The organism is Bartonella sp. AA89HNZF (assembly GCF_042196905.1).
GTDB lineage: Bacteria > Pseudomonadota > Alphaproteobacteria > Rhizobiales > Rhizobiaceae > Bartonella.
In genome coordinates this window covers 145,350-165,095 of record NZ_JBHIRD010000003.1, presented here as the reverse complement: position 1 = coordinate 165,095, position 19,746 = coordinate 145,350, and the positions used below count along the sequence as shown (strand labels likewise).

The window sequence follows — 19,746 nt, the reverse complement described above, 5'->3', positions numbered from 1 at the left end:
CGAGCTTTAAGAGAAGCAAAAAAGCAAAAATGCGAACTCATAGAAATCAAACCTACCGGTGAACTGCTTATCTATCTGAAAGCAGATATTCCAATACCAAACTCAACAGCACACCCAGACAAACTTTTAGATTTGTCAAAGAATGAATATTACGAAATCGCACTCTCTAAGATGTAAAATTGATCATGCCAAAACCACGCCCTCCTCATCTCGTTAAACAAATTACCCAACATGGCAAAATCGTATGGTATGTACGTATTGGTCATGGACCACGCATTAGAATACGCGGTACCTATGGAACGCAAGAGTTTGTTGATAACTACAAAAGCGCACTTGCCGAGTTACAAGGGCTTATACTTCCTAAATCAAAAACTGGTAAACTTGTTGAAGGTTCATTTGCATGGCTGCTTAAACAATACTTTAACAGCTCTAATTGGCATAGCTACTCTAATACTACAAAGAAACAAAAAGAATACATTCTTATGAAGATATGCGACTCCATAGGAAATATTCCATACCAAGCAATTGAAAAGAAACATATCATAGCCGGTGTTGAACGGCGCAAAGAAACACCAGCAATGGCTAGAAACTTTCTGAAAGCCCTTAATGGACTTTTTAATTGGGCAATTGATCAAGGTCTTTTGGAAAATAATCCAGCTTTAGGCGTCAAAAAACCTCCTCTTAAAAATAAAAGCGGCTTTCCTGTTTGGACAGAAGAAGATGTTGAGAAATATTATCAAAGATGGTCCCATGGTACCCATGAACGTGTCTGGATTGATGTCCTTTTGTATACGGGCTTACGTCGTGGTGATGCGGTTCGCATTGGCTGGAAAGATGTCAAAGACAATATTATTCATCTCAAAACAGAGAAAAGTAAATTCCAAACAGATGTCTTTCTACCTATTTTACCGGAATTAGCCAAAACGCTTGAAGCTGGTCCTATTGGAGTAGAAACATTCATCTGTAGTAAAACTAATCAAAAACTCTCCAAAGAAAGCTTTGGCGATACATTTAGAGACGCTTGTAATGCGGCTGGAATTAAAAAATCGGCGCATGGATTAAGGAAATTAGCCGCAACACGCGCAGCTAACTCTGGTGCAACAGTATCACAACTCAAAGCAATTTTTGGCTGGACAAATGATGCTATGGCATCTCTTTACACAAAGAGCGCAGATCGCAAAAGGTTAGCTATAGAGGCGATAAAAAAGCTTCAAAAAGATGAGGGATAGAGGCAAAAAAACTCAATAGAATCAAGATTCACCTATTCCCCCATATTAGACATAACTATTTTATTTTACTTGCTTTTTATATACCATTTATGAACACCGCCGCAAAAAAGGCTTTAAGATGTATTAAGATACACAACTATCGCCTCTGCTGTTTTCTTGATTATACCTTTTGCGGCAAGATGAGTAGAGTTTAATCCTAAAAAAACCGATTCAATATATGAACCCCCTGCGTAATATCAAACCCATACGTATTTGGTTTAACAAAACCACGACAAAATCCTCATCAATTTCACTCTATGGCTTTGAATAATATTCTTTTCTTCCCGCAACAAAGGCTGTTTTTATCACTAATCAGAGACATCGGCTGGAATATTAGCGTTTCCCGCAGTGCTCGTTGTTACAGCATCCACATGCCCTACAACGTTACCACCCGCTCCATCGACAGCAGCGTCCTCTACCCCTGTTGTTTTATTATTGATCTCACCTCTTGAGACAAGATTGGTAGAGTTTTGCAATCCTACAAGACCAATTTTATTATATCCAGCCATACGTATTTGATTGAGTAAATCGATGACAGTACCATAATCAATTTCGCTATCCGCTTTGATTAAAATTTTTGCCTCTAAATTTTGCGTAGTTTCCCTCAACAAAGCTTCTCTCAAAGCTGCTTGTTCTACAAGACGATCACCAATGTAAAGAGAACGATCTTTTTGCAACGTAACATAAAGAGGTTCATCAGACTGAACCACTGAAGGTGCTTGAGTTATAGAAGGAAGCTGAACGGAAATGACAGACGTTGCCAAAGGCGCTGCAACCATAAAAACAATAAGCAACACCAATACAACATCAATAAAAGGGGTCACATTGATTTCGCTTTGCAACCCACTCTCGTCTATATCCCAATCATTATTAAGGCTTGCTTTCATTTTTTATGACTTTTCTGTTGTCTTTGTCTATCAAGTTCACGGCTCAAGAGCCTTTCAAGAGCAGCAGCGATATCGCCTAAATCACTGCGATAACCACTCAAAGCACGCATAAGGCTATTATACATAACAACGGCGGGAATAGCCACAAAAAGCCCAACAGCCGTTGCGAATAAGGCTTCAGCAATTCCAGGCGCCACCACATCAAGTCGCGTTGTTTGAGACTGAGCAATCCCAATAAAAGAATTCATAATTCCCCAAACAGTTGCAAAAAGACCAACAAAAGGAGCAATTGCGCCAATAGTTGCAAGAACAGCGCTTCCACATGCAACACGGCGTGTAGCAGCCAGCAAGCAGCGTGACAAAAGTGAATGAACCCTTTCTTTTAAACCTTCATGAACATCACGAACCTTAACATCGCGAACATCGCGGGAAACATCTTCATATTGATTGCTCTCCTCATAAAAGAGAATATCTTCAATCGTTTGTGCACTTTCCCCTGTACTGTTTTTTTCACCAGAGCTTTCGTTTATCCCTTCAGGAGCAGAAAAATGAACCTGTTGTGCAGAAAGATACACCTCTTTAAGAACTTCTTTGAGAAAAAATACACCAGCTCCTTTGCTTTCTTTCAAGCTAGCTGCCAAACGCGTAAGAGTCTGAGCATTTAGAACCAATTGAAGTTCATGACGTACTCTTCGTTTTACCAAAGTGATCTCGACAATTTTCACAAAAGCAATTGTCCAAGACATAAGTGAAGCAAGTAACAAAATAATGATAACGGCTTTCACCACCCAATCAGCAGCCATAAACATAGAAAAAGGAGAAAAATCATGCACTGTCAATACAGAAGACATATTATCTAAAGGGACTGTTTTATCTAAAGGGACTGTTTCAGATTCCATTTTTATCTCACATTCTTGTGCTCTTATCTTTATTTATGAGCTGGATCGTCACCCCGCATAGCATCACTGTTCCACAATGCCACGACCCTTTTAACGTCACTTTTGTATTTCTCTTAAGAAATAAAACTTGATAAATCAAGTATAGTTTTATTTCATAAGCTCTCTCTTAATTCTAAAGAAATTACTCAAGAAATTTTTCTCTAACAATTCAACAAGTTTATCTTACCCAATCAATTTATTGCATAAATTAGGCAAAATGATAAATTTACAAGAAGTATCGCATATAATATTTTAATTTATAAGAATAATTTATCATCGTTCCTGTCAAATAAATCTCTCATATCGCAAAGCTTTTCTCATTTCAGCAGCTCTTTTAAAGCCAACAAAATATTTGCTTACATGAAACAAGCAGCAAAAATATCATAAAACTCTTGAAGAAAAGGATATGCACATCTCTAACAACCCCTACACTGAAGTCCCTCTCCTATCCTAAAATAAAAATATACCTTACGTTTTTAAAAAAGAACTATCGCAATATCTTAAACTGACCAAAAGTATCATGGGGAGCGGGTGTTGCCCCCAAATACATAGAGAGCAAAAAGCCGCAATATTATTTTCTTTTTCTTCTTCAAAAGCATAAAAATGACATTACTTCTGCCGCAAAATCGCAACAACGATGTTTTTTACCTGTCACAAGCTTAAAAAATAAACCTCAGCACACTTTTAAAAAACTTTTATAAAAAAAACTGCGCCACGAGAAACTGAAGAATGGTGCTAAATTCCTGCAAAAGCATAAAAGCATATAAGACAATTCTCAACAAATACGCCCCCTTTACAGACAGAGCATATCGTATAGGAAAGATTTATTTTATCAAAAACAGTTTTAAATTCGACAAAATGAAAGGAACCAAAAAAAGCTTTTGGCGTTACTCAAGCAGTGAAAATTTTCACTCCAATGCAAATGATCACTATGAACACATCAATACAAATATAATGAATCAAGAGGGATAAAATATCATGGCCCATAATAAAACAACACAGCACGATAAAACAGCCGTAGAAAAAGACCTACAAGGACAATTAGAAAAGTTACGCACTGAAATTTCAGGGATTACCTCAACCCTAACAGATCTTGGTGCAAACAAATTCAACGCCGCCAAAGACAAAGCGGAAAAACTATATCACTCAGCGAAAGAAAGTGGTGAAGACATGATGTCTCAAGCAAAAGACAAAATCAGTGATCTTGAACAAACCATGAATCAATGCGTTCGCAAAAATCCTGGCAAAAGCGTTTTGTTTGCCGCAGGGGTTGGTTTTATTCTTTCTCAATTACTACGTCGTTAAGCAATGCATAAGTTTATCGCTCCTCTTTTAAACCATCTTGTCGGTGGAGGGCTTAAAAGCACAGTCAAGCAAGTACGCCTTCAAGCAATTTTTTATGGGTTTATTGGCATTTCATTCTTCATGTCTTTGCTTTTTTTATGTACCATCGGTTTTATTGCGTTATGTTCTGTTATGAAGCCTCTTGCTGCCGCTAGTATCATGTTTTTAATTTGTCTTTCTCTTGCGGGATTAGGTCTTATTATCAGTCGCGTTCTCAAAACTTATCAACGCTATGACCAACAAAAAAAGACAGAAGAACAACGCCACAAACTGATGACAGATGCAACTGTTTCCAGCCTTGCAGCTCTCAGTCAACATCTCCCTTTTGCCAAATTGAGTGTTCCCATTCTCGGACTTGCAACTTATTTTTTGTGGAAAAAAGATAAAAAAGACCGCTTTTCCGAGTAAAATATGTAAAACTGTCACTCTAAATCCCCCCCTCAATGTGCTTTCTTTTATAACAAAAGAAAGCACATTTTTTTCCTCATAGTCTCTTTAGCTTCTTCAAGTGCCTGAAAAGAAATCCCCTTCATTTTGAATAAAAATTCCATAGAACCGCTACACTCTCTTTCAGATTGCAACCCATTTTTCATGAACATAACAACATAAGGCAATGCTTGCATTAGAAGTCCTAGTTTAATTCGAAGCCATTTATTGTTTTTTGAAGGAAATGATGTTCCGTTTCTGCCTTTCTCTATATTTTCATAAGCTTTTTTCAGAACCAAAGGTCACGTCATCGATTTGAATTTATAAAGCAAAAATATTCCCCGTATGAAAATTCTTTTTTCAAAAAATCTGAAATTTTTACAGATAAGAAAGTTGTAAAAACGTCCATTACACAACAAAAATTTATCAATTCTGATACTGATAAAATAGAGGTTGTACCTATAATTCACGTCACAGAAAAAACAAATAAAGAAAATTTTATAGAAATATTTGCTGATGGCATTCAAGCAATTTTTAATTTATCTCGTACAGGACATCGTGCTTTGATAATAGTTTTAGAAGAATATCAATCTAATAAATCAACAAACGAAGACCCCAGCAGCGTTACCTTAATTTGGTTTGATGGGGGTATAAATGGAAAAAAGCGCGATATGGTCGACAAAACTTTTCACAACGGTTTAAGAGAACTTATACAAAAAGGAATTTTGAAACCAAAATTGCCTAATCAATACTGGGTGAATCCTATTCTGTTATTCAAAGAAGAAAAAGTTGCTTTTATGAAAGAATATCAAATAGAATTATCTTCTACCAAACCGGATATTTCATCCGTTGAACATCAAACAGATCTTGAAGATTTTATAACAAAATAACTTGTATCATTTATCGTACTGTGTATATTATGGAGCATCTTGATTTAAGCGCGTGAGGGGGAAATAATGTCAAAATCACAAATAAGCAAAGAGGCGCTCGTCCTTTTGCTTTTATGGCTTCGTGGTCCTTTAAGATTGATACTAAGCCTTATAGTGATTATGGTTTTTTTGGGATTATTTACAATTCCTATTATGATATTATCAATAGGTTGGTCAAAAGCACTAATAAACATTACAATTTGTTCGTTTATATTAGGTTTTGGCTCTTTCCTTCTCATTTTTTATTATGATAAACTTATAAGATATTTACAATAAACTGTTCACGTATTTTCCTATTAACAATACTAATAAAAAACAAAAGATCACGATAATTAAATCTGTATTCCGATATAATTGATGAGATTAATACATATAATTTTTAAAGAGGGGAAAAATGAAAAAATTTATTTTAATATGCTTGGCTCTATTGACTATAGGATTGAATATTACAGGTTGTGGTAAAAGTGAAGAGGAAAAACGTAGAGCCCAACAAGAAGAACAAGCTAAAAAGTTTTTTGATGAAGAATTAACCTCTACAGATCGTGATCATGCATTTTAAAAAATACCCTACGACAATAAAATGTGAGTTATCAATCTCTAACTAAAAGAGTATTTTGTGTAACTCACACCCGACAACGTCATTGTACACTTTAACACGTATGAAGACAATCAGTTTTAAAAACTTTGGAAAGGCTTTTCATAACCTATCCGCTTAACGCTAAGTATTTATATAACAAAATACCCATTTATTATCTTTTCTTGTCTTTTTTATAATATTTTCAAATATATATCACTTAAAATACCTTATTATTTTCATCACTTTCTTTTGACTTATCCCCCTATAAGCTTTCTCTTTAATCATGATCTCAAAGCCGCGTGAGAAAAGAACAAGATAAGCCTTTTGGTTATTGATAAGGGGCACACGTGCGCCTACCGATACGCTTTTACAGAATTTCCCAGCCTTTAAAACTTAAGGCTTTTAGCCTTCTCATTTAAATGCAGGTTTGATGTCATGATTTTGGGGTGCGATTATTAAGAGTTTGAGAAGCGAAGAGCTTTTCATTTAAAAAGCAAAACGAAATGACGTATAGCCAAGGAAACGCGCTCTCCCATAGCACTGTAGTAAACAACCTATAAGGATATTTTAAACCCAACAAATTTCCATAACGAGCGTTGTCCACCAAGGACCGTGTGGATTATAATTAACTTTTTTCTGATAAGATTCGCAGTAGAGTATTGTCTTCATTAAAATTAAATAGCGCTTAAGAGGACGCTTTATCAATAATGGTCAATGGGATTATAGCTTCCATGATCTCTTCGCCAATCTTCAGGTGTTTCAAATTTGCTTGACCACAAGCCTCTTTTTGCTTTTTGAGCCGCAGATTGTAGAGTTTTATAGTCTGCGGGTGATGGGAAATTATGCTGATCTTTTGTCAAAACCATCAACCCTTCTGTCAGCCCCAACTGTGCAAGATCAACCCCGTCAACAAAACATTGTGCATAATGAACCTGTTGAACGACACGTGCTTGCCGACACATAACATTTTTATCAATTGTTTTTGAGACAAGCCACGCGGTGACGAAAGCACCACATGGCCACTTAATTCCATTGCGTGAGGCAAACTGTCGTGTTTCACAGGATTCCACACCATATAGTCGAATATTGCGGACGATCTTTTTTCTCCATCCCTCATCTACGAGCGTGATCATTTTAAAGGTAACACCACTCGTTACCTGTATAACACCGGAATAGACTGGTACATTTTCTTCATAAAATTGTGATGCGAATGGTTCTGGGTGCAAAGCCGCATCTTGTTGGTTTACATCGTGTTGGTTTTTGTAATCGGTCAATTTTAACTTTGGATTTTGAACAGTGGTTTCTATTGTTTTTTCTGGTCCTTTAAAAAAAGAAGATTGCATAAATTTTTCAGTATGCTGATTCAAATAAAAGATTACAGCAAAAATAATAATAGACGTTAAGATAAGATATTTAAGCACTGATCGAAAACATTTTAAAAGTATCATTTTGAATATTACTATATTTTATTGTTCATTAACTGAGAAAAGATTAAATATTGTTAATTTATAGATAGAAAAATTTATTTTTTTCATTTATATGATTCCCGATTAATATTTTAATTATTAATTTTATGATTAACTTAAACATAAAGCGGGGGAATTTTCATGAAAAACATGAATCATTCGCTCAGTCGTGAACAAACCTTAGAAAAAGGTCTTTTATCCAATACACAAAAGAAATGGTTAACAACAGCATTGATGTTGTTTATTGCCTTCATTGTACTGAGTGAACCAGCATTTGCTGATGGCGGCTTCGGAAAAATTGAAACTGCTCTTGATAAATTAGTCAAAGCTTTAACAGGAAACATTGCAAAATCGATTGCCACCATTTCGGTTGCTGGTATTGGGCTTGCCTGGATTGCTGGTTATGTTGAAATGCGTAAAGCTTTCTTTGTTTGTGTTGGCATCGGCATTGTTTTTGGTGCACCACAAATCGCATCAATGTTTATGTCTTAATTCGCTTAACTTTAGCCTTTCAAAGCCATGAAAAAGCACGAAAAGCTAACAGAAGATACGCTATTTCTTGCTTGCACACGCCCTGCAATGATCGCAGGCGTGACGGTGGAAGCTATGGGATTAAATGGGATAGGAACGATGATGTTGTTTATTATGACAGGCAATATTTTTCTTATCACCTTTGGTGTGATGATGCATTTCATATTCAAGGAAATCCTAAAGCATGACCATAATAAATTTCGTATTCTTCTGACATGGCAAAAGACATCTATTTTTGCCAGAAACTCTAGTCTATGGGGTGGGGGAAGTATTTCTCCATTACGATTAATTCGTAATTATGAGGAATTATAATGAAAACAACAGAGCGCAAGCGTGAAAAGCAGCCAGAGGCGATTATCCCTTACGTGCGCCATGTTAACAAGCATATCATTGCGTTGGATTCACGCGCTCTCATGAGCGTTATTAAACTTGAAGGGATTAACTTTGAGACAGCGGATATTATTGATCTGAATGTGCTTCACGAACAGCTCAACAATCTGTTTAAAAACATAGCGGATGAACGGATAGCGCTTTATAGCCATATTATCAGAAAGCGTGAAACGATTTATCCGGACGGGACTTTTAGATCGACATTTGCCAAGCAATTAGATGATAAATATCGCGAGCGGATGGTTTCTCAGGAGCTTTATCGCAATGATCTTTATCTTTCGATTTTGTGGAATCCACACGTTGATCAAACGGATAAATTAGTGGAGTTTTTCAAACGTTTAGGCAAAGCCAAGCAAGAAAAGACAGAAGTTGATGCAGAGTCCATTCGCAAGCTTGAAGATATTACCACAGATCTTATTCAAAATTTAGAGCGCTATGGTGCAAAAAGACTGAGCCTTTATGAACATGAAGGTAATATTTATTCGCAGCAAAGTGAGTTTATCCACCAATTGGTGGGAGGTCGTCGTGAACGTATCCCTCTCACATGGGGGACGATAGCTTCGACTATTTACTCAGACCGTCTTATTTTCGGGAAAGAGATCATAGAAATACGCACTGAGTCAGGACAGAGATTTGCGGGCATGTTTGGCTGGAAAGAATATCCAGCAAAAACCAGGGTAGGCATGGCGGATGGTTTGCTCACCCTTCCCTTTGAGTTTATTTTCACCCAATCTTTTGTTTTCAAGAGCAAAAATGCTGCCAAGCAAATTATGGGGCGCAAACAGAATCAAATGGTCAATGCAGGAGATCGAGCAGGTTCACAAATTATGGAACTGGATGATGCGCTTGATGATCTTGAATCCAATCGTTTTGTTTTAGGGGAGCATCATTTATCATTGGCAGTTTTTGCTGATACGCCGCAAGAGTTAGCGGATAATCTTGCCAAAGCGCGTTCTCGTCTTACAGATGGTGGGGCTGTCATTGCGCGGGAAGACTTAGGGTTAGCAGCAGCTTGGTGGGCACAATTGCCTGGCAATTATGCTTATCGCACGCGTTCTGGTGCGATAACAAGTCGCAATTATGCAGCGCTTTCTCCATTTCATTCCTTTCCGGTTGGGAAAATAGATGGCAATGTATGGGGACCAGCGGTCGCACTAATGAAGACCTCTGCTGGTTCACCATTTTATTTTAACTTTCACTTTGGAGATTTAGGCAATACGTTTGTTTGTGGTCCCTCTGGTTCTGGGAAAACGGTTATTGTTAATTTTCTTTTAGCGCAACTTCAAAAGCATGATCCCAATATGGTCTTTTTTGATAAAGATCGCGGAGCAGAACTTTTTGTGAGGGCTGGTGGTGGCACTTATATGCCTTTGAAGAATGGTAAACCAACAGGCATAGCGCCGCTTAAGGGGTTAGATTATAACAATCCAGCAGATAGAGTTTTTTTACGGCAATGGATTATCAAGCTTGTTTCTTCTGAAGATCAAAAGATCAGTGAATCAGAAAGACAAGATATTTCTGCTGCTGTTGACCAACTTGCCTTATTACCCAAAGAACAACGGACAATATCGGCCTTACAAATGTTTTTTGACACCACGCATAGAGAGGGGATAGCGGGTCGTTTAGAGAGATGGTGTAAAGGCAATGCCTTAGGGTGGGTTTTTGACAATCCTGATGATGACATTGGCATTGATGCAAAATTTATTGGTTATGACATGACGGATTTTTTAGACAATAATGAAATTCGTCCACCCTTGATGATGTATCTTTTTCATAGAATTTTGTCTTTGATTGATGGGCGTCGTATTATCATTGTCATTGATGAGTTTTGGAAAGCCTTAGAAGATGATTCCTTTAAAGCCTTTGCGCAAGACAGGCTGAAAACTATCCGTAAACAAAATGGTTTGATGTTGTTTGCAACGCAATCTCCCAAAGATGCGATCAATTCGACCATTGCCCACACCATTATAGAGCAATGCCCCACACAGATTTATTTTCCCAATCAAAAGGGCAATCATGGGGATTATGTAGAAGGGTTTAAATTATCAGATAGAGAATTTAACCTGATACAATCAGAATTAAGCCGTGAGTCACGGCGTTTTCTCATCAAGCAAGGACAAAGTTCAGTTGTCGCAGAACTGAACTTACGGGGCTTTGATGATGAAATAGCCATTTTAAGTGGCACCACCAAGAATATTGAACTTTTAGAGACCATTATGGATGAAGTTGGACAATCTCCAGAAAAATGGCTTCCTATTTTTCAAGAAAGGTCAAAACAATGAAAAAACTTTTATTGGCAACAGCCGTCTATGCAGCTTCATTTGGCTTTCAAACAAATGCCTTTGCCATCGTGGTATTTGATCCCACAGCTGCTGCTAACATGGGAGAACAAATTCGGAACAGCATGCAACAACTTAACAAATTGCAAGAACAAGTTCAACAAGGTGCACAACAGCTTGAGCAATTAAAGAGCCAACTCGATCAAGCGAAACAATTATATAACTCCCTAAATGTCAAGCCTGACATTTCGGGATTGAAAGACATGTTTAACAAGCAAGGGAGCAGTGGCGCCCTTCCTTCAGATTTTAACCACTTTCAACAATCGATGGGCAGTGGCGGTGGCGGTGGCGGCGGCGGTGGCAGCAAAAACACGCAAAAATGGCAAGAAGAACTCTTATACAAAGAGCCCGCAGGCGGCGCAGACTCAAAAGAGGCAGTAGATGCTTTTTACGCACAAGAAGTGAAAAAAGCTGAACAGCGCGTAGTAGGAGAAGCGGCAAAAGGCCAAGACGTCTACGAAGAAGCCAGTGAAACACAAAAAAACATTAACAAGCTCCTTGATGAACTTGGAAGTACTAAAGATGCGGGTAAAATTCAAGGCATTCAAGCACAATTAGCAGCGGTACAAGCAGACCTGCAAGCAAAAATACTCCAAATGCAAGCCGCCATGATGATTCAACAAGCAGAAGAAAAAGCGGCAGAAAGACGTGAAATGGAAGAATTTAAAGCACGAACCAAAGCTTTGGCCCAAAAAATGCGTGGTCAATAAAGAGTAAAAAAGAGGGGATTGAATATGAACAAGATCATCATAACAACATTGCTACTTTGCACAGGGCTGATCACGGCTGGTTGTGAAAAAACCTACAGCGTAGAAGAATTTAAAAAAGATAAAAAATTATTTGAAGAATGGGCTGTGAGATGTGGATGGTCAGGAACTTCAAAAAATTGTGAAAATGTAAGAGTAGCCGATCACGAACTTGCGGCAGAACGCAGGAAAAAGGCTGAAGAAGAAAACCGTAAACGTAGAGAAGAATGGGAAAAAAAGCAAAAAGAAGAAGAAGCTAAAAGAAAAGCTGAACGTGAAAAATGGGAAGCCGAAGCTGGAAAACGGGCAGCTGAATATGAAAAACGGAGAGCTGAAAATGAAGCTAAAGGACGCGCTTATCTTGAAAAACTACAGCGAGAAATAGACGAGAATCTCCGTAAATTATCTGAAGCTGAAGAAAAAGCCGAACGAGAAGCAGAAGAGCGCGCTAAAGCTAAACAACAACAGGACAATAAATAATGAATAAAGTTCTCATAACAACATTGCTACTTTGCACAGGGCTCATCACAGCTGGATGTGAAAAAACCTATAGCGTCGCTGAATTTAAAAAAAATCCAAAATTATTTGATGAATGGGTCACGAGATGTGGAGGGATAGGAACTTCAAAAAATTGTGAAAACCTAAGAGTAGCAGGCGCTGAACTTGAGAAAGAACGTCAGGCAAAAGTTGAAGAAGAAAATCGCAAAATAGATGAAAAGTTTCAAGCTGAACAAAAAGCTTGGATTGAAAAAATGGAAGCTAATACTCAAAAAAAATTAGAAGAACAAAGAGCAAAGCGACGTGCTGAAGAAGAACAAGAAGCAAAAGAGCGCGCTAAACAACAACAGGACAGTCATTAATCATGAATAAAGTTCTCATAACAACATTGCTACTTGGCACTGGGCTCATCATAGCTGGTTGTGAAAAAACCTATAGCGTCGCAGAATTTAAAAAAGATGAAAAATTACGCCTAGAGTGGGATGCGAAATGTGGATTTGCAGGAACTTCAAAAAATTGTGAAAACATGCGGTTAGCATTTTTAGAACTTGATAAGGAACGTCAGGCACAAGCAGCAGAAAGAGAGCGTCAAGCGGAAGAGAACAATCGCAAAAGATATGAAGAATTTATGGCGAAACAAAAAGCTGATCTTGAAAAAATGAGAGCTGAGACTCAAAAAATACTCGAAAAACAAAGAGCGGAAACACGCGCTGAAGAAGAACGAAGAGCAAAAGAGCGCGCGGCAGAAGAACAACAAAATAACCATTAAGACATAATGAAGAGCGGAGCATCTCAATGGCAATAATAACGAAAGGCGTATTTACTGATATAGATGATATGTTAATGAAGCCAATTACAGAGACAATGGATAGCGCCATTACACATCACTATTGCGCTTTAGCTGCTCAACTTAAAAATCTTCGTGCACTCTATATTTATGGCAACATTATGTCTGTGCCCTAGATTTATCATCACTGGTTGTAAAACAACCGATAACACAAGCATAATTTAAAGATTGTGCTCAAACTTTAAAAACTGAAAGGAAAAAGGGGAAATATTGATGAATAAAGTTCTCATAACAACATTGCTACTTTGCACAGGGCTCATCACAGCTGGATGTGAAAAAACCTACAGCGTAGAAGAACTTAAAAAAAATAAAAAACTGATGGAAGAAGTATTAGTGAAATGTTTGACGTCAGGGGATTTGAATTCGAAAAATTGTAAAAATGCAGAGCAAGCTGAATTTGAAAACCGTAAAAATTGGAGAGGCTTTGGCTCAACAAATGACGATAAACAAGAATCTGAAAAGAAACAGGACAGTCATTAATCATGAACAAGATCATCATAACAACATTGCTGCTTTGCACAGGGCTCATCACGGCTGGTTGTGAAAAAACCTATAGCGTCGCAGAATTTAAAAAAGATAAAAAATTATTTGAAGAATGGGCTGTGAGATGTGGATGGTCAGGAACTTCAAAAAATTGTGAAAATGTAAGAGTAGCCGATCACGAACTTGCGGCAGAACGCAGGAAAAAGGCTGAAGAAGAAAACCGTAAACGTAGAGAAGAATGGGAAAAAAAGCAAAAAGAAGAAGAAGCTAAAAGAAAAGCTGAACATGAAAAATGGAAAGCAGAACAAGAAGCAAAGCGACGCGCTGAAGAAGAACGAATTGAAAAATGGGAAGCTGAAGCTGAAAAACGGAGAATTAAAGAAGACGCTGAATGGCGAGCTAGAATTAAAGAGGATCAGAAAAGAATAGATAAGATCTGGAGCACGCCATGAAGAAAATCGTCATAACAACATTGCTACTTTGCACAGGGCTCATCACAGCTGGTTGTGAAAAAACCTATAGCGTCGCTGAATTTAAAAAAGATGAAAAATTACGCCTAGAGTGGGATGCTAAATGTGGATTTGCAGGAACTTCAAAAAATTGTGAAAACATGCGGTTAGCATTTTTAGAACTTCAAAAAGAATATGAAGCAAAAGCAGCAGAAAGAGAGCGTCAAGCGGAAGAGAACCTTCATGAAGCATTAAAAAAAGCTAGAGCTAAAATAATGTCCGATCTTGAAAAAAGAGAAGCTGAATATCAAAAAAGGCAAGCTGAAGAAGAACAAAAAGCAAAAGAACAAGCCGAACGAGAAGCAGAAGAGCGCGCTAAAGCTAAACAACAACAGGACAGTCATTAATCATGAATAAAGTTCTCATAACAACATTGCTACTTTGCACTGGGCTCATCACAGCTGGATGTGAAAAAACCTATAGCGTCGCAGAATTTAAAAAAGATAAAAAATTACGCAATGAGTGGACACCTAAATGTATGTGGAAAAAACCTTCTGAAACAGAATCTCCTCAAAATTGTGAAAACTTAGGAAAAGCAATAGACGAACTTGGTAAAGAATCCTTTCAAAAATATCTAAATAAATATCGTACAAATGACGATAAACAAAAAACGAAAGAACAATCTGAAAAGAAAGAGGACAGTAATTAAAGCATAAAAATTCAACTTAGTATGGAACGCGAAACCCGTACGATAAGGAGCGGAGGAAAACAATGGCAGTAGAAAGCAAAGGCATATTTTCTTATATCGACAATATGTTAATGCATTCCCTTACAAGGACAATGGATAGCACCATTACACATCACTATTGCGCTTTAGCTGCTCAACTTAAAAATCTTCGTGCACTCTATATTTATGGCAACATTATGTTTGTGCTCTAGATTTATCATCACTGGTTATAAAAAACCGATAACACAAGCATAATTTAAAGATTGTGCTCAAACCTTGTAAAACTGAAAGAAAGAAGGGGAAATATCGATGAATAAAGTTCTCATAACAACATTGCTACTTGGCACTGGAATTATCGCTGCTGGCTGTGAAAAAACCTATAGCGTCGCAGAATTTAAAAAAGATAAAAATTTACGCTTAGAGTGGGATGCTAGATGTGGATTTGCAGGAACTTCAAAGAATTGTGAAAACATGCGGTTAGCATTTTTAGAACTTGATAAGGAACGTCAGGCACAAGCAGCAGAAAGAGAGCGTCAAGCGGAAGAGAACAATCGCAAAAGAGATGAAAAAGATATGGCTGAAATGAGAGCCAGACTAAAAAAAATGAGAGAAGAGAATCAAAAATTCCTTGCTGAACAAAAAGCAAAAGAGCGCGCGGAAGAAGAACAACAGAATAATAATTAAGACATAATGAAGAGCGGAGCATCTAAATGGCAATAGAAACCAGAGGTATATTTACTTGGATAGATAATACCGTAATGGAGCCCCTTACAGGGACAATGGATAGCACCATTGCACATCACTATTGCGCTTTAGCTGCTCAACTTAAAGAACCTTACAGACTATACAATAGATTTATGGCAAGATTATGTCCGTGCCCTAGATTTATCATCACTGGTTATAAAAAACCGATAACACAAGCATAATTTAAAAATTGTGCTCAAAACTTGTAAAACTGAAAGGAAAAAGGGGAAATATTGATGAATAAAGTTCTCATAACAACATTGCTACTTTGCACAGGGCTCATCACAGCTGGATGTGAAAAAACCTATAGCGTCGCAGAATTTAAAAAAGATAAAAATTTACGCTTCGAGTGGGATGCGAAATGTGGATTTGCAGGAACTTCAAAAAATTGTGAAAACATGCGGTTAGCATTTTTAGAACTTCAGAAAGAATATGAAGCAAAAGAAGCAGAAAGAAGTCGTAAAATTGCAGAAGAAAATCGCAAAAGATATGAAGAATTTATGGCGAAACAAAAAGCCAGACTTGAAAAAAGGGAGGCTGAGACTCAAAAAATACTCGAAAAACAAAGAGCGGAAACACGCGCTGAAGAAGAACGAAGAGCAAAAGAGCGCGCGGCAGAAGAACAACAAAATAACCATTAAGACATAATGAAAAGCGGAGCATCTAAATGGCAGTAGAAAGCAAAGGCATATTCACTAAGATAGACAATATGTTGATGGATCCCCTTACAAAAATAATGGATAGCACCATTACACATCGCTATTGCGCTTTAGCTGCTCAACTTAAAGAACCTTACAGACTATACAATAGATTTATGGCAACATTATGTCGCTGCCCTAGATTTATCATCACTGGTTATAAAAAACCAGAACATAGCATAATTTAAAAATTGTGCTCAAAACTTGTAAAACTGAAAGGAAAAAGGGGAAATATTGATGAATAAAGTTCTCATAACAACATTGCTACTTTGCACAGGGCTCATCACAGCTGGATGTGAAAAAACCTATAGCGTCGCAGAATTTAAAAAAGATAAAAATTTACGCTTCGAGTGGGATGCGAAATGTGGATTTGCAGGAACTTCAAAAAATTGTGAAAACATGCGGTTAGCATTTTTAGAACTTCAGAAAGAGTATGAAGCAAAAGCAGCAGAAAGAAGTCGTAAAATTGACGAAGAAAATCGCAAATCAATGGAAAAATTGAAAGCTGAAATGAGAGCCAGAATTAAAAAAATGAGAGAAGAGAATCAAAAATTCCTTGCTGAACAAAGAGCAAAAGAGCGTGCTGAGGAAGAACGAAGAGCGAAAGAGCGCGCGGCAGAAGAACAAAATAACAATTAAATTATAAAAATATACAATGAAGAGTGGAGCATCTAAATGGCAATAATAACCAAAGGCATATTTACTGATATAGATGATATGTTAATGGAGCCCCTCACAGAGACAATGGGTAAAGTCATTCACAATCTCTCATCGTCTTTAAGTGCTCCGCTTAAGCTGTCTTGTACAATCTATATTATATTTATGGGCTACAATATCATCTATGGGCGTTCTTCCATGCCACTGTGGGAGTTTATAGCGACAACTTTCAAACTGGGCATCATTGTTGCACTTGCTACAAACGCTGCTCTTTATAATGAGTGGGTCAGTGGTATATTTTTCCATGATCTGCCGAATGCCATTGCAAATGTCACACAAGGAGCACATGTGGATCGAAATGTATGGGATAATATGATGAACCAAGCTGGAGCACAGGTTTTGGACGCAGCAAACCAGTACACGGGTCTGACTCAAATGGGGATGTTTATTGCGACATGGATTGCTGGTTTTATCTGCCTAGTAGTTGCTGCCTTTTTTTGTCTAGTCGGTTTTGTTGTTTCATTATTTGCTAAACTGGGATCATTTCTTGTCCTATCAATAGGACCACTCTTCATAAGCCTCTATATGTTTTCCTCAACCAGAAAATTCACAGAAGCATGGTTAGGGCAAGTTGCAAACTTCATCATTTTATATGTGTTAGTCGTGCTGCTTGGTGGTTTATATGTTAACATTTCAATGAACGTTTTTTCAAGAGGTATTGACAATATCTTCACTACTTTAATTCAATTCTTGGTTGTTGGTCTTGGTGGTATTTTTCTTTTCCTCAGACTCCCTGATATCGCATCAGCTTTAGCCTCTGGGGGGGCTTCTCTTACAGGATCAGGACCAGTTGCTAAAACAACGGCTCAACTAACAGGTAAAGCTGCTAAAGCAACAGCCAACACGATAGCGAAGGGCGTTAAAAAATTAACATCACTATTAAAAAAAGGTCTAAGTTAAAATGCGGGAATTTAAAAAAATTGGGATTATCTTACCATTTCTCTTTCTCAGTGGCTGTATGTCTTCACCAAACACACTGAAGTCACTCCCAAAGTGTGATGGATATTCTAAACGTCCACTCAACAGATCAATGTGGAATTGGGAAGGGAAAAAACCCACGCCCACGCCCATTATCATCAGTAACAACACCCCTTCAACCCTAAAAGAAGGCAAGCTGGAAACGCTTCTGGCACAAAAATTAACGGATGAAGAAATCAAATCTTACAAAAATTGCGGGCAAAAAGCATGAAAGAAAAAGACATAGAACAATACATTGCTGAAGCGCGCTCGTTTGATCAAGATCGCATGCTCGCCTCACGCCGCACCACCCGCGTCTCACTTGCCATTGCCGGCATCGCAGTTGCTGTTGCAATAATGTCTTCTCTCGCGGTCATCACCCTCACACCCCTTAAAACCGTGGAACCTTTTGTCATCCGTGTGGACAATTCAACCGGCATTGTCGAAGTTGTGGAAGCCTTAAAAGAAGGTCCCACCAATGTCGACGAAGCAATCACACGCTACTTTGCCGCAAAATATGTCCGCTCCCGTGAAGGCTTCACCACAGAAGAAACACAACACAACTTCCAAACCGTCTCCCTCCTCTCTTCTTCAGAAGAACAGGAAAGATTTGCCAGCTGGTATGGAGCAAGAAATCCCCAAAGTCCTCAAATTCTCTATAAACACGCCGCCGTTACAATAACAATAAAATCAATCTCCTTTATCAATGACGATGTTGCCCAAGTGCGTTACTACAGAACCATTCACGACAACGACAACAACAAAGAATTCATCACCCACTGGGTTGCAACACTTACCTTTGAATACATCAATGCCCCTATCTCTGTCCAAAACCGTTTGATAAATCCTCTAGGGTTTATTGTTAGTGAATATAGAACCGATCCGGAAGTGGTCAACTGATCATGACAAAAAAAATTCTTTTTTTCATTCTTAACATCGCTATTACCCTTTCTTTAACGCCTAGCCATGCCAGTATTTTTCCCACCCGTGCGCCAAGCGATAGCCGCATTCGCTTTATCAACTATGATGCTTATAATGTCACAAAAATTATTGGCTCCATACGCTCATCGGTACAAATAGAATTTTCTCCCAATGAAGAAATTGCCCATGTGGCAATTGGCAACAGCGTTGCATGGGAAGTCGCCCCCGCTGGCAATATTCTTTTCCTTAAAGCGCGGGAAGTCCAACCCATTACCAATCTCCAAGTCGTCACCACAAAGCTTGATGGCTCAAAGCGCTCTTATCAATTTGAACTCATCATTAAAGATGGAGAAATTTCCTCTGGACAAGAAACATATTTCCTTGTGAAATTCCGCTATCCACAAGAGGAAGCAGAACAAAGAAGACTTGCAGCACTTATGCGACAAGAAAAAAAACAATCCCAACAGATTGATGGTATCTTCAACGCTTCTGAAACCTATGGACCACGCAATTGGGCTTACACCGCTCAAGGCTCTATCACTCTTGAACCCTCCTCTGTTTATGACAATGGCAAAACAACAACATTTACATTTCCCGACAACCAAGAAATCCCTGCCATTTATATTGTCAGCAATGACGGTACAGAATCACTGGTTCCCAAAACCACAAGAGGCAACATGGTGATTGTCCATGCCATTAGCGCACGCTTCACCCTAAGACAGGGAAAAAATGTCCTATGCGTCTTTAATGAAGCCTACCAACCCAAAGGCGTTAATCCAGAAACCGGAACCACCTCACCATCTGTTGAACGTAAAATTGCATCAGATCTTTAAATAAGCGGGAATTAAAGGGGACAACACATGA

The 19,746-nt window shown here is 38.0% G+C and carries 28 protein-coding genes and 2 pseudogenes; 27 read left to right on the top strand and 3 right to left on the bottom strand.

Translation table 11 applies throughout. The annotated features are described in order from the left end of the window. Positions 1-185: 185 nt before the first annotated feature. Positions 186-1,229, top strand: coding sequence for a tyrosine-type recombinase/integrase (locus ACFIN0_RS02860; protein WP_375701882.1), 1,044 nt, complete (start codon positions 186-188; stop codon positions 1,227-1,229). Positions 1,230-1,576: 347 nt separating this feature from the next. Here ACFIN0_RS02860 and ACFIN0_RS02855 read toward each other — a convergent pair whose 3' ends face one another. Beyond that, a complete protein-coding gene (locus ACFIN0_RS02855) occupies positions 1,577-2,155 on the bottom strand; it encodes a biopolymer transporter ExbD (protein WP_375701881.1) in 579 nt (192 codons plus the stop codon). Next, entirely contained in the window at positions 2,152-3,054 is a 903-nt protein-coding gene (locus ACFIN0_RS02850) for a MotA/TolQ/ExbB proton channel family protein (protein WP_375610243.1), read from the bottom strand. Before ACFIN0_RS02850 ends, ACFIN0_RS02855 begins: the two co-directional genes overlap by 4 nt. Before the next feature lie 1,017 nt (positions 3,055-4,071). Here ACFIN0_RS02850 and ACFIN0_RS02845 point away from each other — a divergent pair. The 4 genes from ACFIN0_RS02845 (at position 4,072) to ACFIN0_RS02830 (ending at position 6,351) form a co-directional block, all read left to right on the top strand. Next, positions 4,072-4,398 (top strand): YqjD family protein, encoded by a 327-nt coding sequence (locus ACFIN0_RS02845; RefSeq protein ID WP_375606507.1) that lies wholly within the window; start codon positions 4,072-4,074, stop codon positions 4,396-4,398. 3 nt (positions 4,399-4,401) lie between these two features. After that, positions 4,402-4,845 carry a hypothetical protein gene (locus tag ACFIN0_RS02840; protein ID WP_375610244.1) on the top strand — a complete coding sequence of 148 codons (444 nt, stop codon included), beginning with the start codon at positions 4,402-4,404 and terminating at the stop codon, positions 4,843-4,845. Positions 4,846-5,426: 581 nt separating this feature from the next. Next, the gene (locus tag ACFIN0_RS02835; RefSeq protein ID WP_375701880.1) at positions 5,427-5,753 is read left to right on the top strand and encodes a hypothetical protein; all 327 of its coding nucleotides are present in this window, start codon (positions 5,427-5,429) and stop codon (positions 5,751-5,753) included. Between the two features lie 433 nt (positions 5,754-6,186). After that, a complete protein-coding gene (locus tag ACFIN0_RS02830) occupies positions 6,187-6,351 on the top strand; it encodes a hypothetical protein (RefSeq protein WP_375610246.1) in 165 nt (54 codons plus the stop codon). Between the two features lie 719 nt (positions 6,352-7,070). Here the strand turns inward: ACFIN0_RS02830 and ACFIN0_RS02825 are convergent. Further along, positions 7,071-7,817 carry a nuclease gene (locus ACFIN0_RS02825; RefSeq protein ID WP_375701879.1) on the bottom strand — a complete coding sequence of 249 codons (747 nt, stop codon included), beginning with the start codon at positions 7,815-7,817 and terminating at the stop codon, positions 7,071-7,073. A gap of 159 nt (positions 7,818-7,976) precedes the next feature. Here ACFIN0_RS02825 and ACFIN0_RS02820 point away from each other — a divergent pair, with 159 nt between their 5' ends. The 22 genes and pseudogenes from ACFIN0_RS02820 (at position 7,977) to virB9 (ending at position 19,715) form a co-directional block, all read left to right on the top strand. Further along, positions 7,977-8,327 (top strand): TrbC/VirB2 family protein, encoded by a 351-nt coding sequence (locus ACFIN0_RS02820; RefSeq protein WP_375701878.1) that lies wholly within the window; start codon positions 7,977-7,979, stop codon positions 8,325-8,327. A 27-nt stretch (positions 8,328-8,354) separates the two neighbouring features. Continuing rightward, positions 8,355-8,678 (top strand): type IV secretion system protein VirB3, encoded by a 324-nt coding sequence (locus tag ACFIN0_RS02815; protein ID WP_375701877.1) that lies wholly within the window; start codon positions 8,355-8,357, stop codon positions 8,676-8,678. Next, entirely contained in the window at positions 8,678-11,038 is a 2,361-nt protein-coding gene (locus tag ACFIN0_RS02810; protein ID WP_375701876.1) for a VirB4 family type IV secretion/conjugal transfer ATPase, read from the top strand. Before ACFIN0_RS02815 ends, ACFIN0_RS02810 begins: the two co-directional genes overlap by 1 nt. Next, the gene (locus ACFIN0_RS02805) at positions 11,035-11,805 is read left to right on the top strand and encodes a type IV secretion system protein (RefSeq protein ID WP_375701875.1); all 771 of its coding nucleotides are present in this window, start codon (positions 11,035-11,037) and stop codon (positions 11,803-11,805) included. The genes ACFIN0_RS02810 and ACFIN0_RS02805 overlap by 4 nt, the downstream gene beginning before the upstream one ends. Positions 11,806-11,829: 24 nt before the next feature. Continuing rightward, a pseudogene (locus tag ACFIN0_RS02800) lies at positions 11,830-12,135 on the top strand (EexN family lipoprotein); the annotation flags it as partial. 185 nt (positions 12,136-12,320) lie between these two features. Then, on the top strand, positions 12,321-12,701 hold the full coding sequence (locus ACFIN0_RS02795) for an EexN family lipoprotein (RefSeq protein WP_375701874.1): 381 nt from the start codon (positions 12,321-12,323) through the stop codon (positions 12,699-12,701). A gap of 2 nt (positions 12,702-12,703) precedes the next feature. Beyond that, complete coding sequence (locus tag ACFIN0_RS02790; protein ID WP_375701873.1) at positions 12,704-13,108, top strand: EexN family lipoprotein; 405 nt, start codon at positions 12,704-12,706, stop codon at positions 13,106-13,108. Positions 13,109-13,134: 26 nt separating this feature from the next. Beyond that, positions 13,135-13,302: a hypothetical protein gene (locus tag ACFIN0_RS02785; RefSeq protein WP_375701872.1), complete on the top strand. Its 168-nt coding sequence runs from the start codon at positions 13,135-13,137 to the stop codon at positions 13,300-13,302. Between the two features lie 97 nt (positions 13,303-13,399). After that, positions 13,400-13,666 carry an EexN family lipoprotein gene (locus tag ACFIN0_RS02780; protein WP_375701871.1) on the top strand — a complete coding sequence of 89 codons (267 nt, stop codon included), beginning with the start codon at positions 13,400-13,402 and terminating at the stop codon, positions 13,664-13,666. A 2-nt stretch (positions 13,667-13,668) separates the two neighbouring features. Beyond that, positions 13,669-13,980, top strand: a pseudogene (locus tag ACFIN0_RS02775) (EexN family lipoprotein); the annotation flags it as partial. 137 nt (positions 13,981-14,117) lie between these two features. After that, the gene (locus tag ACFIN0_RS02770) at positions 14,118-14,525 is read left to right on the top strand and encodes an EexN family lipoprotein (protein WP_375701870.1); all 408 of its coding nucleotides are present in this window, start codon (positions 14,118-14,120) and stop codon (positions 14,523-14,525) included. Between the two features lie 2 nt (positions 14,526-14,527). Continuing rightward, positions 14,528-14,827 (top strand): EexN family lipoprotein, encoded by a 300-nt coding sequence (locus ACFIN0_RS02765; protein WP_375701869.1) that lies wholly within the window; start codon positions 14,528-14,530, stop codon positions 14,825-14,827. A 62-nt stretch (positions 14,828-14,889) separates the two neighbouring features. Further along, positions 14,890-15,057 carry a hypothetical protein gene (locus tag ACFIN0_RS02760; protein WP_375701868.1) on the top strand — a complete coding sequence of 56 codons (168 nt, stop codon included), beginning with the start codon at positions 14,890-14,892 and terminating at the stop codon, positions 15,055-15,057. Between the two features lie 97 nt (positions 15,058-15,154). Then, positions 15,155-15,529 carry an EexN family lipoprotein gene (locus tag ACFIN0_RS02755; protein ID WP_375701867.1) on the top strand — a complete coding sequence of 125 codons (375 nt, stop codon included), beginning with the start codon at positions 15,155-15,157 and terminating at the stop codon, positions 15,527-15,529. A gap of 26 nt (positions 15,530-15,555) precedes the next feature. Beyond that, complete coding sequence (locus ACFIN0_RS02750) at positions 15,556-15,771, top strand: hypothetical protein (protein ID WP_375701866.1); 216 nt, start codon at positions 15,556-15,558, stop codon at positions 15,769-15,771. A gap of 54 nt (positions 15,772-15,825) precedes the next feature. Next, positions 15,826-16,230 carry an EexN family lipoprotein gene (locus tag ACFIN0_RS02745; RefSeq protein WP_375701865.1) on the top strand — a complete coding sequence of 135 codons (405 nt, stop codon included), beginning with the start codon at positions 15,826-15,828 and terminating at the stop codon, positions 16,228-16,230. Between the two features lie 26 nt (positions 16,231-16,256). Next, entirely contained in the window at positions 16,257-16,475 is a 219-nt protein-coding gene (locus tag ACFIN0_RS02740) for a hypothetical protein (RefSeq protein ID WP_375701864.1), read from the top strand. Positions 16,476-16,524: 49 nt separating this feature from the next. After that, entirely contained in the window at positions 16,525-16,926 is a 402-nt protein-coding gene (locus ACFIN0_RS02735) for an EexN family lipoprotein (protein ID WP_375701863.1), read from the top strand. 36 nt (positions 16,927-16,962) lie between these two features. Beyond that, complete coding sequence (locus tag ACFIN0_RS02730; protein WP_375682220.1) at positions 16,963-17,904, top strand: type IV secretion system protein; 942 nt, start codon at positions 16,963-16,965, stop codon at positions 17,902-17,904. Position 17,905: 1 nt separating this feature from the next. Then, a complete protein-coding gene (locus tag ACFIN0_RS02725; RefSeq protein WP_375701862.1) occupies positions 17,906-18,193 on the top strand; it encodes a type IV secretion protein VblB7 in 288 nt (95 codons plus the stop codon). Beyond that, complete coding sequence (locus ACFIN0_RS02720; RefSeq protein ID WP_375684449.1) at positions 18,190-18,861, top strand: virB8 family protein; 672 nt, start codon at positions 18,190-18,192, stop codon at positions 18,859-18,861. The genes ACFIN0_RS02725 and ACFIN0_RS02720 overlap by 4 nt, the downstream gene beginning before the upstream one ends. Positions 18,862-18,863: 2 nt before the next feature. After that, positions 18,864-19,715, top strand: a complete 852-nt coding sequence (virB9, locus tag ACFIN0_RS02715) for a P-type conjugative transfer protein VirB9 (RefSeq protein ID WP_375701861.1) — start codon at positions 18,864-18,866, stop codon at positions 19,713-19,715. Positions 19,716-19,746 lie beyond the last annotated feature (31 nt).

Bases quoted from the DNA above. Each gene is read 5' to 3' on its own strand.
- ACFIN0_RS02860 (WP_375701882.1), top strand. From the start codon at position 186: ATGCCAAAACCACGCCCTCCTCATCTCGTTAAACAAATTACCCAACAT.
- ACFIN0_RS02855 (WP_375701881.1), bottom strand. From the start codon at position 2,155: ATGAAAGCAAGCCTTAATAATGATTGGGATATAGACGAGAGTGGGTTG.
- ACFIN0_RS02850 (WP_375610243.1), bottom strand. From the start codon at position 3,054: ATGGAATCTGAAACAGTCCCTTTAGATAAAACAGTCCCTTTAGATAAT.
- ACFIN0_RS02845 (WP_375606507.1), top strand. From the start codon at position 4,072: ATGGCCCATAATAAAACAACACAGCACGATAAAACAGCCGTAGAAAAA.
- ACFIN0_RS02840 (WP_375610244.1), top strand. From the start codon at position 4,402: ATGCATAAGTTTATCGCTCCTCTTTTAAACCATCTTGTCGGTGGAGGG.
- ACFIN0_RS02830 (WP_375610246.1), top strand. From the start codon at position 6,187: ATGAAAAAATTTATTTTAATATGCTTGGCTCTATTGACTATAGGATTG.
- ACFIN0_RS02825 (WP_375701879.1), bottom strand. From the start codon at position 7,817: ATGATACTTTTAAAATGTTTTCGATCAGTGCTTAAATATCTTATCTTA.
- ACFIN0_RS02820 (WP_375701878.1), top strand. From the start codon at position 7,977: ATGAAAAACATGAATCATTCGCTCAGTCGTGAACAAACCTTAGAAAAA.
- ACFIN0_RS02815 (WP_375701877.1), top strand. From the start codon at position 8,355: ATGAAAAAGCACGAAAAGCTAACAGAAGATACGCTATTTCTTGCTTGC.
- ACFIN0_RS02810 (WP_375701876.1), top strand. From the start codon at position 8,678: ATGAAAACAACAGAGCGCAAGCGTGAAAAGCAGCCAGAGGCGATTATC.
- ACFIN0_RS02805 (WP_375701875.1), top strand. From the start codon at position 11,035: ATGAAAAAACTTTTATTGGCAACAGCCGTCTATGCAGCTTCATTTGGC.
- ACFIN0_RS02795 (WP_375701874.1), top strand. From the start codon at position 12,321: ATGAATAAAGTTCTCATAACAACATTGCTACTTTGCACAGGGCTCATC.
- ACFIN0_RS02790 (WP_375701873.1), top strand. From the start codon at position 12,704: ATGAATAAAGTTCTCATAACAACATTGCTACTTGGCACTGGGCTCATC.
- ACFIN0_RS02785 (WP_375701872.1), top strand. From the start codon at position 13,135: ATGGCAATAATAACGAAAGGCGTATTTACTGATATAGATGATATGTTA.
- ACFIN0_RS02780 (WP_375701871.1), top strand. From the start codon at position 13,400: ATGAATAAAGTTCTCATAACAACATTGCTACTTTGCACAGGGCTCATC.
- ACFIN0_RS02770 (WP_375701870.1), top strand. From the start codon at position 14,118: ATGAAGAAAATCGTCATAACAACATTGCTACTTTGCACAGGGCTCATC.
- ACFIN0_RS02765 (WP_375701869.1), top strand. From the start codon at position 14,528: ATGAATAAAGTTCTCATAACAACATTGCTACTTTGCACTGGGCTCATC.
- ACFIN0_RS02760 (WP_375701868.1), top strand. From the start codon at position 14,890: ATGGCAGTAGAAAGCAAAGGCATATTTTCTTATATCGACAATATGTTA.
- ACFIN0_RS02755 (WP_375701867.1), top strand. From the start codon at position 15,155: ATGAATAAAGTTCTCATAACAACATTGCTACTTGGCACTGGAATTATC.
- ACFIN0_RS02750 (WP_375701866.1), top strand. From the start codon at position 15,556: ATGGCAATAGAAACCAGAGGTATATTTACTTGGATAGATAATACCGTA.
- ACFIN0_RS02745 (WP_375701865.1), top strand. From the start codon at position 15,826: ATGAATAAAGTTCTCATAACAACATTGCTACTTTGCACAGGGCTCATC.
- ACFIN0_RS02740 (WP_375701864.1), top strand. From the start codon at position 16,257: ATGGCAGTAGAAAGCAAAGGCATATTCACTAAGATAGACAATATGTTG.
- ACFIN0_RS02735 (WP_375701863.1), top strand. From the start codon at position 16,525: ATGAATAAAGTTCTCATAACAACATTGCTACTTTGCACAGGGCTCATC.
- ACFIN0_RS02730 (WP_375682220.1), top strand. From the start codon at position 16,963: ATGGCAATAATAACCAAAGGCATATTTACTGATATAGATGATATGTTA.
- ACFIN0_RS02725 (WP_375701862.1), top strand. From the start codon at position 17,906: ATGCGGGAATTTAAAAAAATTGGGATTATCTTACCATTTCTCTTTCTC.
- ACFIN0_RS02720 (WP_375684449.1), top strand. From the start codon at position 18,190: ATGAAAGAAAAAGACATAGAACAATACATTGCTGAAGCGCGCTCGTTT.
- virB9 (WP_375701861.1), top strand. From the start codon at position 18,864: ATGACAAAAAAAATTCTTTTTTTCATTCTTAACATCGCTATTACCCTT.